The sequence below is a fragment of the Caballeronia arvi genome (assembly GCF_001544695.2).
Taxonomy (GTDB): Bacteria; Pseudomonadota; Gammaproteobacteria; order Burkholderiales; family Burkholderiaceae; genus Caballeronia; species Caballeronia arvi.
In genome coordinates this window covers 73,104-87,588 of sequence record NZ_FCOM02000033.1, presented here as the reverse complement: position 1 = coordinate 87,588, position 14,485 = coordinate 73,104, and the positions used below count along the sequence as shown (strand labels likewise).

Here is a 14,485-nt window from a genome sequence, read left to right as displayed (position 1 = left end):
GCCAGAATGTGCGAGTAATCCTTCGCGATGTTCAGCACCGTGCCTTCGATGTTTTCCGCGAGGCCATCGGCGAGTTGGGGCGCATCGGCGAGCAGCACTTTCGCCACGCCCGCGATCTTCGCCGCAGCATTCGCCGCGCCTTGCGCGTTCGAACCTGCAACAAGCACGTGAACATCGCCGCCAATCTTCGCAGCCGCCGCAACCGTATTCAGCGTCGCTGCCTTGATCGAGGCGTTATCGTGTTCTGCAATGATGAGACTCGTCATGGTCAGATCACCTTCGCTTCGTTCTTCAGTTTCTCGACCAGCGTCTTCACGTCCGGCACCATGACGCCCGCACTGCGCTTGGGCGGCTCGGTAACCTTCAGCGTCTTCAGACGCGGCGTGACATCGACGCCCAAGTCCGCAGGCTTCACCGTCGTCAGCGGCTTCTTCTTCGCCTTCATGATGTTGGGCAGCGTCACATAGCGCGGCTCGTTCAGACGCAGGTCCGTCGTCACGACTGCGGGTAGCTTCAGCGACAGCGTCTCCGCGCCGCCATCGACTTCACGCGATACCGTCGCTTTACCATCGGCGATCACGACCTTCGATGCGAACGTCGCTTGCGGCAAACCCGCCAGTGCAGCGAGCATCTGCCCGGTCTGATTCGAATCGTCGTCGATCGCCTGCTTGCCGAGAATCACGAGCTCAGGCTTTTCCTGATCGACCAATGCTTTGAGCAGTTTGGCCACGGCGAGCGGTTGCAACTCTGCGTCCGTTTCCACCAGCACAGCGCGATCCGCGCCAATAGCCAACGCCGTGCGCAACGTCTCCTGACATTGCGTCACGCCGCACGACACGGCGATCACTTCGGTAGCAACACCCGCTTCCCTCAACCGGACCGCCTCTTCCACGGCGATCTCGTCGAACGGGTTCATCGACATCTTCACGTTGGCGATATCGACTCCCGTGTTATCCGACTTCACGCGGACCTTCACGTTGTAGTCGACCACGCGCTTGACTGGTATCAAAATCCTCAAGATCGTCTCCCTTTTAACGTCGCCTGCTCAAATTCGAGGCGATCAACTTTCATCCGCCTAAGATGGCTTCGCAGTCGCTAGCCTTGTTTTCTCAATCCAGTATTCGCCTCGATCTCTCCGCTTCCATCCAGATAGCCGTGCTTGCCAAGATCAGGCATTAGGAGAGATGCCACGAAGGTTATTCCCGTGAGCACCGCGACGTAGTAGAAAAACGTCGATTCAACGTTCGCCGAGCGCAAGGAAAGGGCCACATACTCCGCCGTTCCTCCGAAAGTCGCATTCGCCAGCGCATATGGGAGGCCAACACCGAGTGCACGCACGGTGGGCGGAAAAAGGTCGGCTTTTACCAAGCCCGAAATCGGCGTGTAGAACGATGCGATCAACAGGCCCGCTGCAACAAGCGCGAAGGCCATGTATGGGCTCGTGACCGTCTTCAGCGCGAACAGGATCGGCACAACCAACAACGTCGCCAGCCCGGAGAACAGCAGCATGTGCGTTTTGACTCCAATCTTGTCCGCAACTAAGCCGAGAATTGGCTGGCTAAGCATGAAGCAGATGAGCGAGGCAGTCATGACAAAGCTGACCACCTGTGGCGACATACCGGCCGAAACAACCAGGAACTTCTGCATGTAGGTTGTGAAGGTATAGAAATACAGCGACCCGCCACCGGTAAATGCAAGAACGAGAAGTACGGCGCGTTTGTGCTGCAGCAAGCTCGAGATGGACCCTGCTTCCTTACGCTTCATGTCCTGCCTTGACGCAGTCTCCACCATCGAGCGCCGGAGATAGACGACCACGATCGAGCTTGCCGCACCCATGAAAAACGGGATGCGCCATCCCCACTCCTTCAACTCAACAAGTGATAGGGTATGCTGGAGAATGGCAACCGTGAGTAACGCAAGTAGTTGCCCAGAGATGATCGTGAAGTACTGAAACGAGCCGAAGAAGCCACGGCGGCCGGTCACGGATGCTTCACTGAGATATGTTGCTCCAGTCCCATACTCTGCACCCACGGACAAGCCCTGAATCAGACGGGCGACTACCAGGAGCACCGGTGCGGCAATCCCGATCGTCTGGTAGGTCGGCAACAGCGCAATCAGTAGCGAGCCCGCACACATCATGAAGACGGAGATGATCATCGACACCTTTCGACCCCTGGTGTCCGCGATCCATCCGAATATCCACCCTCCAAGTGGCCTCATGAAAAATCCCACGGCGAATACACCTGCAGTCGCTAGAAGCTGACTCACCTGATTGCCAGATGGGAAGAACGCCGCGGCGAAATAAATCGACGTGTACGCATAGATGAAGAAGTCGAACCATTCGACGAGGTTGCCTGAGCAGGCGCCGATAATTCCTTTTACTCGGACGGACGTCGAGGTGGAAGGCGGGGACGAATCACTTTCTATTCTGAAATGCCCTAGATCATTTTGCATCTGTGTCTCCTGAAATTCTAATTAGACGGCCCACCTGTTTCGAACGGATCAGCCGACCGACGCATCTCAGAGCAAGCACTGTTGCTCGACCGCTTGATTTGATTCAGTTCTTATTTTTGTATTCGCTGGCGCAACCAACCGGCTTGACGTTGCTACCGTGTCGGCTCGTTAGACATGAGTTTGCCGGCCGCGCAAATATGAGCCTCCGGACTCACTCAAAGCCGGCGATAACTTCTTCATGTTGTTGACCCTTGAGCGCGACGTCATTCGCTGCGGTGGTGCGAGAACTACAAGACCGGTTGCCACTCTCGCAGCCCCGCCGGGTTCGCCCACCGAGGTCTCTGCTGCGCGCATCGCACAACCGTTTTTGCATTGAATGGACTCTATTGGAAAGCGCGATATGGCGGAAATACGAGTTTTATTTGCCGCACATAGGGCAATCCTATGCCCTGGCAGTTCCACCTAGAGGTAAACCCTTTTAAAGATTCATGGCTAGCGGTGGCCGCCGTTTCCGACAACGGTCGCGGTCAGCCACGGATGGCGCGCGTGAGAACCGCATCAGTTTTCATGCACCCGCACCGGGATGGTCGAAAGTTTGTTGGAGAAGTCGCAGCACGTCTGAGCCATCTGAACGAACGAGGACACGAGTTCGCTTCCTCGGTTGGCCTTGTACATCGCGACGTAGTTGATCGCTGGAAGCTTCGGACTGACGTCGAGAGTCTGCAGCAGACCGTCCCGGACAGGATGATCGAAGCTCAGGACAGGAAGATAGGTGATTGAGCGGGTCCAACATGGCTCATCGGCTACGTGGCAAGAAACGCATGGACGATGTCGAAGCAAGCCGTTTCACGGAGCGCCTTGGCTTGCCGGTTGACTGGCTCGATACGCCGCGCTCTGAAGCCGAGATCCCGGATTCGGTGTCACGCTTGCTCACCCCTGCTGCGCGGGGGTCGCGCATCCGTTCAACACGAGGAGCCGCCTGCGCTGGCAACTCAGCGCAAGGTACCAACGAAGCGCGCTGCAGCGAAGGCGCACCGCGAGGGTGACTTCCGCTTCCTCGTCAGTCTGATCGTCCGACATGGCAGCCGGCGTGGCGTCGTTCAGGAGGAGCGTCTCGGCATCCGGCGTCTGCTCATAGACCGCCACGCCCATGTCGTTGAAGGTGCTGACAATGGTTTCGATCGCAGCGGTCTGCGCGAAGTTGTCGTGTTTCTCGGCGAGAGCGCGGCGCTGATCGTGTTCTGGCTATTTACAGATGTCGCACCCGACGCGTAACGCCACCTGCGCTGCACGCTCGCACCGGTGATTGGATTGGCCTTTGCATCAGGTGCGCTGCGGCGCCTCGTACCATTTCGGATGAAATAACTGCACGAGCGAACCGTCGGTGCGAAGCGCGTGGCAGCCGTCGAGCTGGAACGGGCGTGCGGTGCCGCTCGCGTTGATTTCCTCGCTCATGGTCTGGAAAGCAGCAGTCGCCACCGCGCCGATCAGTTCGGTCAGATGCGTGCACCCTTGAACGCCGCCGAACATGCTCCTGATCTCGCGCATGAAACCCGGCGCGAGCGTCATGCCTTGCAACTTGCGATACTCGGGCGTGATCGTGTCGCAATGACCGACGTATGGCACGGTGAGCGACTCGGCATGCGCGCTCCGTATCACGAAGTCGATGCCGATCGTGATACGCAACATCATCTCGTGCACCGGATCGCCCGCCTTGACTACGACGCCATGCGACGCGCGATCGTACGACTTCGTGTCGAGCAGACGGCCTTCGATGTCGTAAAGACCATCCGCGCGTTTGAAGCCTTGCAGCGTGATTTGCCGCTTATGCAGCGGCACGCGTTCCGTCGTCACAATGCGCTCACGAGTTCCGGCACGACCGTGAACAGATCCCCGACGAGACCGTAATCGGCCACGCTGAAGATCGGTGCTTCGGAATCCTTGTTGATCGCGACGATGACCTTGCTGTCTTTCATACCGGCCAGATGCTGAATCGCGCCCGAGATGCCGACGGCAACATACAACTGCGGCGCGACGATCTTGCCGGTCTGCCCGACTTGAAAATCGTTCGGCACGTAGCCGGCATCGACGGCCGCGCGCGATGCGCCTAGCGCCGCGCCCAACTTGTCGGCCAGCGGCTCCAGCGTCTTCGTGTAGTTCTCGCCGCTACCCAGACCGCGGCCACCCGACACGATGATCTTCGCGCTCGTCAGTTCCGGACGATCGAGCTTCGTGACTTCGCGGCTCACGAACTGCGAGATTCCTGCATCGGCGGCGGCTTTGATTTTTTCAACCGCTGCGCTGCCGCCTTCTGCTGCGACGGGATCGAAACCCGTCGAGCGCACGGTGATGACCTTGATCGGATCGATCGACTGCACGATAGCGATTGCGTTGCCCGCGTAGATCGGACGCTCGAACGTATCGGTGCTATCCACTGCGGTGATATCGCTGATCTGCGCGACATCGAGATGCGCTGCTATGCGCGGCGCGATGTTCTTACCGTAAGCCGTCGCCGGAGCCAGAATGTGCGAATAATCTTTCGCGATGTTCAGCACCGTCGCTTCGACGTTTTCCGCAAGGCCATCGGCGAGTTGGGGCGCATCGGCGAGCAGCACTTTCGCCACGCCCGCGATCTTCGCCGCCGCGTCCGCCGCGCCTTGAGCGTTCGCACCCGCGATCAGCACATGAATATCGCCGCCGATCTTCGCAGCCGCCGCAATCGTGTTCAGCGTCGCTGCCTTGATCGACGCGTTATCGTGTTCTGCAATTACGAGGATCGTCATGGTCAGATCACCTTCGCTTCGGTCTTCAGTTTCTCGACCAGCGTCTTCACGTCCGGCACCATGACGCCCGCACTGCGCTTCGGCGGCTCGGTGACTTTCAACGTCTTCAGACGCGGCGTGACATCGACGCCGAGGTCCGCGGGCTTCACCGTCGTCAGCGGCTTCTTCTTCGCCTTCATGATGTTCGGCAGCGTCACGTAGCGCGGCTCGTTAAGGCGCAGGTCCGTTGTGACAACAGCAGGAAGCGTCAGCGACAGCGTTTCCGCGCCGCCATCGACTTCACGCGATACCGTGGCCTTGCCATCTGCAACCACAACCTTCGATGCGAACGTCGCCTGCGGTAAACCCGCCAGGGCGGCAAGCATCTGACCGGTCTGATTCGAATCGTCATCGATGGCCTGCTTGCCGAGAATCACGAGCTCGGGCTTTTCCTGATCGACCAATGCTTTGAGCAGTTTCGCCACGGCGAGCGGCTGCAACTCCGCATCCGTCTCCACCAGCACTGCCCGATCCGCGCCAATCGCCAGTGCCGTGCGCAACGTCTCCTGACATTGCGTCACGCCACACGACACGGCGATCACTTCGGTAGCAACACCCGCTTCCCTCAACCGGACCGCCTCTTCCACGGCGATCTCGTCGAACGGATTCATCGACATCTTCACGTTGGCGAGTTCGACCTCCGTGTTATCCGACTTCACACGGACCTTCACGTTGTAGTCGACCACGCGCTTCACCGGCACCAGAACCTTCATTCCCATCGTCTCCCAATGTCCGCTTCAGGCGGCCTGAATTCTTCGGGCACGATCGACAATCGGCTTGTCGACCAGTTTTCCATCCACCGAAATGGCGCCGCGAGGGTTCGCTTCCAGCGCGGCCAGAACGCGTGCCGCCCATTCGCGCTCGGCCGCGCTCGGTGCGAACCCGTCGTTCACCGCCTGCACCTGCTTCGGATGGATGCACAGCTTGCCGCCGAAACCGAAGCGGCGTGCATCGAGCACATCGGCGTCGATCGCGTCGATGTCGCCGGTGGCGAGCGTCACGCCGTCGATCGGCGGCGGCAAGCCCGCAAAGCGCGACTCGATCACGAACTGCGAACGCACATAGTCCAGTTCGCGCCCGGTGCCATCGATGCCCGCATCGACGCCGAAATCGAACGAGCCGAACGCGAGCCGCGCCACGCGCTCGCACTGCGCGATCTCACGCATGCGCACCACGCCCGCGACGCTCTCCACCAGCGCAACCAGTTCGACGCCCTCGGCACAGCGCTCTGCGATGTCCATGAGCTGCGCCGCGTCCTCGGCCTTCGGAACCATCAACGCGCGCACGTTCGCCGCGCGGACCATCGACACATCTTCTTCATGCCACGGCGTGCCATGCGCGTTCACGCGTATCACGACGCGCTCGCGCGCCTCATCGAACTGCCGCGACTGCAGCCATTCGGCGACCTGCCCGCGCGCCTGCGCTTTTGCATCGATGGCAACGGCATCTTCCAGATCGATCACGACGCGATGCGCCTCTGTCGCCAATGCCTTGCCGAAGCGCTCCGGACGATCGCCCGGAACGAACAGATAACTGCGTGCAATCATGCGGAATTCCTCGAAAGCGTCAGGTGCCGCTCCAGCCGCGCTGAAACGTCTCCGAATAGCTGAAGCGGTCGGCGGGATGAATGCTGACCGCCGCTTCGACGATCTCGCCCCGCTTGTTGAAATATCGGCGCGACAGCCACAGCGCGGGCGAGCGCGCCTTGGCGTTCACCAGACGCGCGATGTTCGCGGGCAAGGCCACCGCGCGAATTTCCTGCTGCACCCGCGCGATCTGCTCGCCGAACTGGCGCTCGATCATCGTGAAGATGGGCGTATGCGGATCGTCCTCGATGCCCGTCAGCGAACGGAACGCAGGCTGGATATAGACCTCGGTATGACAGATCGGATCGACGCTCTCGGGCGAGCGCCGGATACCTTCCAGGCGCAGCCACGTTTCGCCGGGTTTGGCCTGCAACATGGCGCAGAGCGAGGCATCGCTCACCTCGATGGTCTCTTTCCTGAGAACCTGAAGCGCGGTATCGGCGGAATAACGATGCAGATCGCTCAACTGCTGCATGACCTGGCGATAGCTGCCTTCCGAATTCAGCGCCTTGACGGTCGTGCCGATGCCGGCCTGCCGCACCACCATGCCGAGCTGCACGAGCTGCTTGACCGCCTCGCGCACGGTCGAGCGGCTCGCGCCGAACTGCTCGCAAAGCTCGAATTCGGTGGGAATGGTGGAGCCCACCGGAAAGCGCCCGCTCTGGATTTCGTTGATGAGCGTCTGCGCGAGTTGCAGATAGCGCGGCTGCTGACCGAGCACGTTGACCATCTTTTGCACGCGTGATGAAGGATTGACGGACGGACCCGCCTTTCGCGCGACATCATCCGGTGCAAGCATCATCATTGCACCGCGCCGCTTTCGCGCAAATGGGCGATCCGATCAGCATCGTAACCGAGTTCGGCCAGAAGCCTCGCGTCGTCCTGCCCGAGCTCGGGCGCCGCGCGCGCCGGCAGGGACTCGTTCACGCGCACCGGCGCGGCCACGTTGCGTACCTTGCCGAAGCGCGGATGCTCCGCCTCCGTCACGCCCTGACGCTCCGCCACGAACGGGTTATCGAGCGCCTGTTCGATGTCGTAGACCGGCGCGGCGGGCACGCGGCCGCCCAGACGTTCGAGCCATTCGGCGGTCGTCGCGCGCGAGAGCGCCGCATCCAGTTCCTGCTCGACCAGATCGCGATTCGCGAGCCGCGCCTTGAAATTGCAGAAGCGCTCGTCGGTGATCCACGATGGTTTATCGAGTATCTCGGCCAGCACGCCCCAGAACTTCTCCTTGTTGCACATCAGGAAGATCCAGCCATCCTTCGTCTTGTACAACTGGCTGGGCGTGAGCGACGGATGCGCCGATCGACGGTCGCGTCCGGTCACCGTGCCGCCATTCAGATACCACGTGCCGACATACGCGAGGTTATGCAGCGCGACATCGAAAAGGCTCGTGTCCATGTCGCGGCCCACGCCCGTCGTGCGCGCCTGCACGAGGCCCGCGAGCAGCGCCATCGCGGCCGTGGTGCCGGTCATCAGATCGATGATCGAAAGGCCGAAGCGCGCAGGCGGGCTGTCCGGCTCGCCGGTCACCGAGAGATAGCCCGCTTCCGCCTGCATCAGATAGTCGTAGCCGGGCCACGAGGCGCGGCTGCCCGTGCGTCCGTATGCGGACAGGTGCGCGCACACGATGGCCGGATTCGCGTCCTTCAACTGATCGTACGTGAGGCCCAGTTTCACGGGGAGATCGCCGCGCAGATTGTTGAAGACCGCATCGCTCGTCTTCACGAGATCGAGCAGCACGTCGCGCGCTTCGGGCTTCTTCAGGTCCAGCGTCAGGCTGCACTTGTTGCGGTTGAACGCCTCGAAGAAGTGACTGTCGCCCTCGCCGAAGAAATGCGGGCCCACGTTGCGGCCGACATCGCCGCCCTCGCGGAAGTTCTCGATCTTGATGACTTCAGCGCCGAGATCGGCGAGATGCTGGGTCGCGAACGGACCCGCGCCGTATTGTTCGATGGCGACGATGCGTACGCCGGAAAGAGGCAGGCTCATGCAGGGTTCCTCGCAATCAGCATCTTGGCGATGATCAGGCGTTGCATCTCGTTGGTGCCCTCGCCGATGGTCAGAAGCGGCGCATCGCGATACAGCCGCTCGACGTTGTATTCCTTCGAATAGCCATACGCGCCATGAATGCGCATCGCTTCCATGCTGTTCTCGACGGCCGCTTCGGTCGCGAAATACTTCGCCATGCCCGCTTCCATGTCACAGCGCAGGCCTTTGTCGTATGCGCGCGCGGCCGAGTCGGTCAGGAGGCGTGCCGCTTCCACGCGTGTCGCCATTTCGCCGAGCTTGAGCGCGATCGCCTGATGCTCGCAGATCGGCTTGCCGAAGGTCTTGCGCTGCTGCGAATACGCGACCGCCTCATCGAGCGCGGCCTGAGCGACGCCAACGCCGCGCGCCGCGACGTTGATGCGGCCGAGTTCCAGACCGCTCAGGATCTGCTTGAGCCCGAGCCCTTCCTGCGCGCCGATCACGCTCGACACCGGCACGCGGAAATTGCTGAACGTGAGCTCGCACGTATCGATGCCCTTGTAGCCGAGCTTCTGCAACTGACGGCTCACTTCGAAGCCCGGTCCCTTCTCGACGATCAGCAGGCTCATGCCCTTGTGACGCGGCTGCGCCTGCGGATCGGTCTTGACGAGCAGCGCGAGAGTATTCCCGTACTTGCTGTTCGTGATCCAGGTCTTGCTGCCATTCACGACATACTCGTCACCTTCACGGCGCGCGACGGTGCGGATCGCCTGAAGGTCCGTGCCGCAATCCGGCTCCGTCAATGCGATGCCACCGCGCAATTCGCCCGTCGCCATGCGCGGCAGATATGCCCGCTTCTGCGCTTCGGTGCCGTTGCGCTGGATCGTCATCGCCATGATGAGATGCGAGTTGATGATGCCGCTCACCGACATCCACACCGCCGAAATGCGATCGACGATCTTCGCGTAGGTCGCCGTCGTGAGGCCCAGACCGCCGTATTCGGTCGAGATCAGGCAACCGAACAAACCCATGTCCTTCATCTTCTCGACGATCGCATGCGGGTATTCGTCCTTCGCGTCGAGTTCGTGCACGTAGGGTTTCACTTCCGTCTTGAGGAAGCGGTCGAGCATGTCGAGAATCAGCGTCTCGTTCTCTTCGTAATCGCTCATGTCCTGCTGTTGATCGGCGTCGATGGTGGCCATTCTGTCTCCTGTAGTCGGGTGGGCTGCTTACGCGAGCGCTTTTGCCAGCGCGCGCGCCGGTTGCGTGTCGAGCGACAGCACGGCTTCGCAGATGCGCTCGGCGTCATGGCGCGAGACGTTGCGCTGCGCGTTGTCGAAGAACTTCGCGACGATGTCGTCGTTCGTGAGCGGCCGGTCCGACGAGCCGCGGTTGATCGACTCGCGATGCGTGAGCGTGCGGCCGTCGCGCGTATGAACGATCACCTCGCCCGTGTAGTGGCGCGGGAAGGTCGAGTCCGGGTCCGCCTCGTGCGTGACGCGGGCGGCCACGGCGCGCACGGCTTCGTTTGCGAGCGCATCGGCTTCGAGATCGTCGAGCGTGAAGCGGCCGCGCATGAGTCCGGTCGCAACGATGTACGGGATGCTGAACTGCGCGTCGTAGCTGTTCGACGGCTTTTGCTTCGGCGCGACGGGTTCGCAGACGATCGGGATCGTCGGGCCGGGCACGCGCACGATCACGCGCTCGATATCGCTCGCCTGCAAACCATGTGCGCGATGCAGCGCGACCGCCGCATCCGACGATGCATGCGTGAAGTGGCAAGCAGGAATCGGCTTGAGCGCGACGCCGTCGATTTCCCATGTCTCGCCGAGGCCCGCCGTGGCGATGTCGATATCGCCGGATTCGAGCGGCGTCTTCATGTAGAGCGCGTAGAGACCGAAACGGCCTTCATAGGTCGCGCCCGGACCGATGTAGCCATGCTTCGCCAGCGTCGCCGCCGTCGTGCCCGCCACCGCGGCCCAGCCCGGATGCAGACGCTTGGTCCATGCGCCGTCCTGCAGGAATTCGAGATTGCCCGAAGCCATCGACAACACGATGCCTTGCGCATGCTGCGCCTCCTCGACCGACAAGCCGAGAAGCCGCGCGGCGCCCAGCGAGCATCCGAACGCGCCGACGAGGCCTGTCGGATGAAAACCCGCGTTGTGGAAGCCGCTTTTCGCAGCGGAGCCGACGCGCGTCGACACTTCCATCGCGCAGAGATAGGCCGTGAGAAGATCCGCGCCGCTTGCGTTTTCGCGCTCCGCGAGATTGAACGCCACCGGCAATGCGCTCGCCGTCGAGTGGATTACGCCGCGTGCATGCGTGTCGTCGAAGTCGAGGCTGTGAATCAGAAGGCCGTTGAGCAGCATCGCATCGCGCAGTGCGAGCTTTTGCGCGTGGCCGATGACCGTCGCTTCGCCCGTGCCGAGTTCCTGCATCGCGGCGAGCGTGGAGGTCGCGTAAGGCAGCTTCAGCGTCGCATAAGCGAGGCCGATGCTGTCGAGGATCAGATGCTTCGCACGTTCGCGCACGCTCTGTGGCACGTCGCTCAATTGCAGATGCGTCGTGAACGCGGCCAGTCGTTGCGAGACGGTGTGCGCTCGTTGCTGGATATCATGACGCGCATTCATCGTGCGGCTCCCTGTTGGTTGAACGAGAGATCGTTCGCCGTCGTGTCTTCATCGGGCGAGGCTTCTTCGAGTGAGTACTGGTTCGCGTCCGCGCCGAGGCTCAGCACGGCGATCACGAGCAGCAGCAGGATGCCCGCGACCATGCCGAGCACGCCGAACAGGCCGAACTGCGCGAACAGGATCACGGCGATATACGACGTCAGCATCGACGCGACGCGTCCGCACACGCCCGCCACGCCCGTGCCGCGCAGGCGCAGGGCTGTCGGGAAGAGCTCAGGCACATAGCCGAAGAGGCCCAGCGTGACGATGCCGAAGATGCAGCTAACGAGCGTGAAGCCCACGATGGCAATGGCCGCATTGGCCGTCATCTGCGGATAGACGAAGCCGAGCACGATCGTGGCGATGCTGTAGAACACGATGCCCTTCGCGCGGCCCAGACGGTCGGCGGTGACATAGCCGAGCAGCGCGCCGAACGGAGCGCCGAACGACATCAGCGTCGTGAAGCCGAGCGAGGTCACGACATCGCGCCCTTCACGCACGAAGAAGGTCGGCAACCATGCGACGAAGCCGTACACCGCGGCGTTGACCGCGACCGCCGTCAGCGCGGCAGTCAGCGTGCGGCCGATCATGCCGCGCCGGAACAGCGCGGACAGCGGCACACGCGGCACTTCGAGATTCTGCGTGCGCGCACATTCGGGCAGCGGTCCCTTCTGGCGCGCGACTTCGGCTTCGATCGCGCTCACCGTCGCTTCGGCTTCTTCGATACGCCCGACCGCTTCAAGCCAGCGCGGCGACTCCGGCATGCTATGGCGCAGCGCCCACACGATCAACGCGCCGATGCCCGCGATGCCGAACATCCAGCGCCAGCCCAGATGCGGAATCACCACGTAGCCGACGCTCGTCGCGATCACGAGCCCCGAGTTGACGATGAGCGCGAGCAGCGAGATCCATCGTCCGCGCCAGGCAGGCGGGATGAACTCGCACAGCGTGCCGGCCGCGACCACCAGTTCCGCGCCGAGGCCGATGCCCATGATGAAGCGCGCGCCGATGAGCCACTGGATGTTCGGCGCGAACGCGGCGACGAACGACATCAGACCGAAGAGCGCCAGATTGAACTGATACGACGAGCGGCGTCCGAAACGATCGCCGAGATAGCCCGACAGGCCCGCGCCGATCACCATGCCGAAGAAGCCCGACGAGACGAACAGCGCATTGAGTTGCAGCGTCGAGAAGCCGCTCTTGAGCATCGCGGCGGACACGCCGCCCGCGAGATAGACGTCGAATGCGTCGAGGCACGCGCCCGCGCTGATGAGACCGAGCATCTTCCAGTGAAAGCGCGACATGGGCAGCCGGTCCAGCCGGGCGCCCGAGCTTACGTAATGGCTCACAGTTGTCTCCTGTACTGTGACGGTGAATCGCATCGCGGCCGCTCGTCGAATGGCGGCCTCGGCTGCGATGCGCGGTGCGCAGCCGGCGCGAATCGGCCGGCGCGCTGCGTTTCAGTCTTCGGCGGTGCCGTGGCCGCGCTTGGCGATCAGCGCGGTACGGATGAAGTCCATGACGGGCTTGCCGTCCTGATTGAACGCGCGCGTATGAACCGTGACGATGCCCTGCGTTGGGCGCGATTTCGATTCGCGCACTTCGAGCACTTCCGATTCCGCATAGAGCGTATCGCCCGCAAAAACGGGGCCCGTCAGGCGGATTTCCTTCCAGCCGAGATTGGCGATGGCCTTGCCGCTCACGTCGTTCACCGACATGCCGAGCACAATTGCCACTGTCAGGCCGCTGCTCACGAGAAGCTTGCCGAACTCGCTCTTCGACGCGTGATGCGCGTCGCAATGCATCGGATGAAAGTTCATCGTCAGCAGCGAGAACTGGATGTTGTCCGCGTCCGTGATCGTGCGGCCGGGGCGATGCTCGTAGATATCGCCGACGGTGAAGTCCTCGAGATAACGACCGTAGCTGGCCCGATAGCGCTGCTTGCCTACTCTGTCCGAATGCATGTGTCCCGCCTCCTGTCTTAAACATCACTTTGTACGGACAAAGTATCGGGCGCGGAGCGGATCGCGTCAAGCGGGAATGCGTTGCGGTAAACCCTTGTTTAATTTGCGTAGGTTTCGGCCGGAAAAAAGCGACCGTGCTTATCCTGCGTGGCCGGTGCCTTCTCGTAATACCGATCTTTTTATTCAGGAAACCTGACCGATGCGCCCGATGCGGTGCGCGAGCTGATCGACTGCGTGCAGCGAATGACCGGCAAGCTGCCCGCGATCGGTGTCGCGCTTGCCGCATTAGTCGATCATTGGCAGCTTACCGAAGAAGCGGCCTTTGCCCTGGTTTCGACTGCCCGAAGCGTCGGCTGGATGGCGCATTCGATCGAGCAGATCATGGAAGGAAACATGCTGCGGCCGCGGGCGCGTTATGCCGGGCCCGCAGTCGCGCTCATGCCAGCCGTTGGCTGTGCTTCAAAGAATGAACCGCACGCGTAGGGCCAGTCAGACGGACGTTCTGGCCGCAGCCGGAGCGAGCATTCGTTTTACGACGAGCGCAAGCGGAACGGTGAAGCAAAAATGCGACATGAAGCCGCCGATGATCACAACCGGATCCAGGTAGTTCGGATGATTGTCGGATGCAATCGCGATCGCGACGTGCATCACGATCCAGGCGAAGATCGCGTAGAACAGGGCCACGAATGTCGCCTCATAACCGCGCCGGCGGAAGTACGGCCAGATCGCGGCGAACAGTACGCCCCAGCCAATGGCGAAGACGAAATGAATGGCAGTACCGATGACGTACGCCCAGATACCAATCGATTCTTGAAAGGCCTTGCCGAAAACGAGCCCGGTCGCATTCCGGGGAATGCCGGCGAGCGGCATGAGGTGCTGCACGCCCACCCAGATCAACGCCTCATAAATCCAGATGATGATCGCGCCTGCCAGTCCGCCCGCCACACCGGCGCGAAGGATCGATGCAAACGGCGGCTCGGCCGCTGCCCTTCCCGCCGTAAGCCGATCGAATTGCTTGC

The 14,485-nt window shown here is 61.8% G+C and carries 14 protein-coding genes and 3 pseudogenes; 2 read left to right on the top strand and 15 right to left on the bottom strand.

Going from position 1 to position 14,485, the window contains the following annotated elements; genetic code table 11:
* The 3 genes and pseudogenes from AWB74_RS28395 to AWB74_RS28385 all read right to left on the bottom strand — a co-directional run.
* A pseudogene (locus AWB74_RS28395) lies at positions 1-266 on the bottom strand (electron transfer flavoprotein subunit alpha/FixB family protein); the annotation flags it as partial.
* 2 nt (positions 267-268) lie between these two features.
* On the bottom strand, positions 269-1,018 hold the full coding sequence (locus AWB74_RS28390; RefSeq protein ID WP_061149965.1) for an electron transfer flavoprotein subunit beta/FixA family protein: 750 nt from the start codon (positions 1,016-1,018) through the stop codon (positions 269-271).
* Positions 1,019-1,095: 77 nt separating this feature from the next.
* On the bottom strand, positions 1,096-2,454 hold the full coding sequence (locus tag AWB74_RS28385) for an MFS family transporter (protein ID WP_061149964.1): 1,359 nt from the start codon (positions 2,452-2,454) through the stop codon (positions 1,096-1,098).
* A 776-nt stretch (positions 2,455-3,230) separates the two neighbouring features.
* Between AWB74_RS28385 and AWB74_RS28375 the strand changes: the two are divergent.
* Positions 3,231-3,501, top strand: a pseudogene (locus AWB74_RS28375) (hypothetical protein); the annotation flags it as partial.
* Here AWB74_RS28375 and AWB74_RS28370 read toward each other — a convergent pair.
* The 11 genes and pseudogenes from AWB74_RS28370 to AWB74_RS28320 form a co-directional block, all read right to left on the bottom strand.
* Positions 3,490-3,660, bottom strand: a pseudogene (locus AWB74_RS28370) (RNA polymerase sigma factor region1.1 domain-containing protein); the annotation flags it as partial. The pseudogenes AWB74_RS28375 and AWB74_RS28370 overlap by 12 nt on opposite strands.
* Before the next feature lie 117 nt (positions 3,661-3,777).
* A complete protein-coding gene (locus tag AWB74_RS28365) occupies positions 3,778-4,293 on the bottom strand; it encodes a DUF2889 domain-containing protein (protein WP_235024700.1) in 516 nt (171 codons plus the stop codon).
* 11 nt (positions 4,294-4,304) lie between these two features.
* Entirely contained in the window at positions 4,305-5,237 is a 933-nt protein-coding gene (locus AWB74_RS28360; RefSeq protein WP_061149960.1) for an electron transfer flavoprotein subunit alpha/FixB family protein, read from the bottom strand.
* A 2-nt stretch (positions 5,238-5,239) separates the two neighbouring features.
* Positions 5,240-5,989: an electron transfer flavoprotein subunit beta/FixA family protein gene (locus tag AWB74_RS28355; RefSeq protein WP_061149959.1), complete on the bottom strand. Its 750-nt coding sequence runs from the start codon at positions 5,987-5,989 to the stop codon at positions 5,240-5,242.
* A 24-nt stretch (positions 5,990-6,013) separates the two neighbouring features.
* Complete coding sequence (locus AWB74_RS28350; RefSeq protein ID WP_061149958.1) at positions 6,014-6,823, bottom strand: HpcH/HpaI aldolase/citrate lyase family protein; 810 nt, start codon at positions 6,821-6,823, stop codon at positions 6,014-6,016.
* A 19-nt stretch (positions 6,824-6,842) separates the two neighbouring features.
* Positions 6,843-7,592: a GntR family transcriptional regulator gene (locus AWB74_RS28345; RefSeq protein ID WP_061149977.1), complete on the bottom strand. Its 750-nt coding sequence runs from the start codon at positions 7,590-7,592 to the stop codon at positions 6,843-6,845.
* A gap of 71 nt (positions 7,593-7,663) precedes the next feature.
* Positions 7,664-8,854, bottom strand: a complete 1,191-nt coding sequence (locus AWB74_RS28340) for a CaiB/BaiF CoA transferase family protein (RefSeq protein ID WP_061149957.1) — start codon at positions 8,852-8,854, stop codon at positions 7,664-7,666.
* On the bottom strand, positions 8,851-10,035 hold the full coding sequence (locus tag AWB74_RS28335) for an acyl-CoA dehydrogenase family protein (RefSeq protein ID WP_061149956.1): 1,185 nt from the start codon (positions 10,033-10,035) through the stop codon (positions 8,851-8,853). The genes AWB74_RS28340 and AWB74_RS28335 overlap by 4 nt, the downstream gene beginning before the upstream one ends.
* A gap of 27 nt (positions 10,036-10,062) precedes the next feature.
* Entirely contained in the window at positions 10,063-11,463 is a 1,401-nt protein-coding gene (locus tag AWB74_RS28330; RefSeq protein WP_061149955.1) for an MmgE/PrpD family protein, read from the bottom strand.
* A complete protein-coding gene (locus AWB74_RS28325) occupies positions 11,460-12,806 on the bottom strand; it encodes an MFS transporter (protein ID WP_407642474.1) in 1,347 nt (448 codons plus the stop codon). The genes AWB74_RS28330 and AWB74_RS28325 overlap by 4 nt, the downstream gene beginning before the upstream one ends.
* A 156-nt stretch (positions 12,807-12,962) precedes the next feature.
* On the bottom strand, positions 12,963-13,466 hold the full coding sequence (locus tag AWB74_RS28320; RefSeq protein ID WP_008346896.1) for a MaoC family dehydratase: 504 nt from the start codon (positions 13,464-13,466) through the stop codon (positions 12,963-12,965).
* 213 nt (positions 13,467-13,679) lie between these two features.
* Between AWB74_RS28320 and AWB74_RS28315 the strand changes: the two genes are divergently transcribed.
* The gene (locus tag AWB74_RS28315) at positions 13,680-13,949 is read left to right on the top strand and encodes a citrate/2-methylcitrate synthase (protein ID WP_061149953.1); all 270 of its coding nucleotides are present in this window, start codon (positions 13,680-13,682) and stop codon (positions 13,947-13,949) included.
* A 6-nt stretch (positions 13,950-13,955) separates the two neighbouring features.
* Here AWB74_RS28315 and AWB74_RS28310 read toward each other — a convergent pair whose 3' ends face one another.
* Positions 13,956-14,426, bottom strand: coding sequence for a hypothetical protein (locus AWB74_RS28310; protein ID WP_407642473.1), 471 nt, complete (start codon positions 14,424-14,426; stop codon positions 13,956-13,958).
* Positions 14,427-14,485: the final 59 nt, after the last annotated feature.